This window comes from Streptomyces sp. NPDC047515 (assembly GCF_040643055.1).
Classification (GTDB): domain Bacteria; phylum Actinomycetota; class Actinomycetes; order Streptomycetales; family Streptomycetaceae; genus Streptomyces.
The window spans coordinates 1-1,531 of record NZ_JBEYTM010000145.1 but is presented as its reverse complement, the minus strand read 5'-3'; the positions used below and the strand labels follow the sequence as shown (position 1 = coordinate 1,531).

The following is a 1,531-nucleotide window of genomic DNA, read 5'->3' as shown; positions in this document are numbered from 1 at the left end:
CGAACCCACTCTCGGGCTCCTGGCCGGGCCTGCAGGTGAAATGAAAAGAGAGCACGGCTTATTTCCCATCGGGAAGAGGGTGATGATCCAGTTCTGCCAGTCAGAGGCCCGGGCTGGCGAGATGGAGCTGGCTGGCGCAGTCGAGGGCGTCGTCGGGGGTGCCGGCGACGCCGTCGGCGGGCAGGATGGAGTCCTCGCGGTCGGAACTGGCGTAGTACGGGGCGAAGCCCCAGCTGCTGGCCGAGCCTGCGTAGCGCATGAGCTTGGGGATCTCGCCGTCGGCCAGTTCCCCGTCGATGTAAGCGAACGCGCCGCGCTGGCGGATGTGCAGGTCCGTCAACTGCGGCCAAGCCGGGCGGGCATGGGCGGCCAGGCGCTGGGCGAGTGAGTCCTTGGTGGATTGCGGTGGTGTGCTGGGCATGGCGGCCATCCTGCCCGACCAGCGTGGGAGCGGGTGCGGCAGGCTGCCGCTCGTCGTGATCCACTTCTGCTGATCGGCCTGCCCGCCATGCCCGTTGCCGCCGCTCGCCCGATATCCCTGACCGCCGCCGAACGGCGCCGGCTGAAGAAGGCGGCCTATGGCCACAGGACCCCGCACCAGGACCGGGTACGGGCGCAGATCGTGCTGCACGCCGCCCGCGGGCGCGGCAACGCGCGCATCGCCCGCGACACGGGAGTGCACCCGGACACCGTTCGCACCTGGCGGGTCCGATTCGCCGACGGCGGCCTGCCCGCCCTGGCCGACCGCAAGCGCTCAGGGCGTCCGCGGCGCTTCACCCCGGTGCAGGTCGCCGAGGTAAAGGCGCTGGCCTGCCAACTGCCCGCCGAGACCGGCACCCCACTGTCCCGCTGGTCGTGCCCGGAACTGGCGCGCGAGGTCGTCACCCGCCACGTCGCCGACTCGATCTCCGCCTCCACCGTGCGCCGCTGGCTCAAGGACGACGCGCTCAAGCCCTGGCAGTACCGGTCCTGGATCTTCATCCGCGACCCCGGCTTCCGACCCAAGGCCGCCCGCATCATGGACCTCTACGCCCGTACCTTCGACGGCGCCCCGCTGGGCGAGGACGAGTACGTGATCTCCAGCGACGAGAAGACCTCCGTACAGGCCCGCTGCCGCTGCCATCCCACCCTGGCCCCGGGCCAGGCCCGCGCAATGCGGGTCAACCACGAATACCAGCGCGGCGGCGCCCTGGCCTACCTCGCTGCCTACGACGTCCACCGCGCCCGCGTCTTCGGACGCTGCGAGCCCACCACCGGCATCGTGCCCTTCATGAACCTGGTCACCCAGGTCATGACCACCGAACCCTACGCCAGCGCGAAACGCGTCTTCTGGATCGTCGACAACGGCTCCTCTCACCGAGGGAAGACCGCCATCGCCCGCCTGACCAAGGCGTTTCCTAACGCCGTCATGGTGCACACTCCTGTCCACGCCTCCTGGGTGAACCAAGTGGAGATCTTCTTCTCCGTCGTACAACGCAAAGTCGTAACGCCCAACGACTTCACGGACCTCGACCAGGTCCGGGACCGGCTC

Annotated in this window: 2 protein-coding genes; one reads left to right on the top strand and one right to left on the bottom strand. The window is 69.5% G+C overall.

Annotation, left to right across the window (positions count from 1 at the left end; translation table 11 throughout):
* Positions 1 to 100 precede the first annotated feature (100 nt).
* Positions 101 to 421: a hypothetical protein gene (locus ABZ826_RS39095; protein ID WP_361459327.1), complete on the bottom strand. Its 321-nt coding sequence runs from the start codon at positions 419 to 421 to the stop codon at positions 101 to 103.
* A 33-nt stretch (positions 422 to 454) separates the two neighbouring features.
* Here ABZ826_RS39095 and ABZ826_RS39090 point away from each other — a divergent pair.
* A partial coding sequence (locus ABZ826_RS39090) for an IS630 family transposase (RefSeq protein ID WP_361459325.1) occupies positions 455 to 1,531 on the top strand: 1,077 nt, incomplete at its 3' end.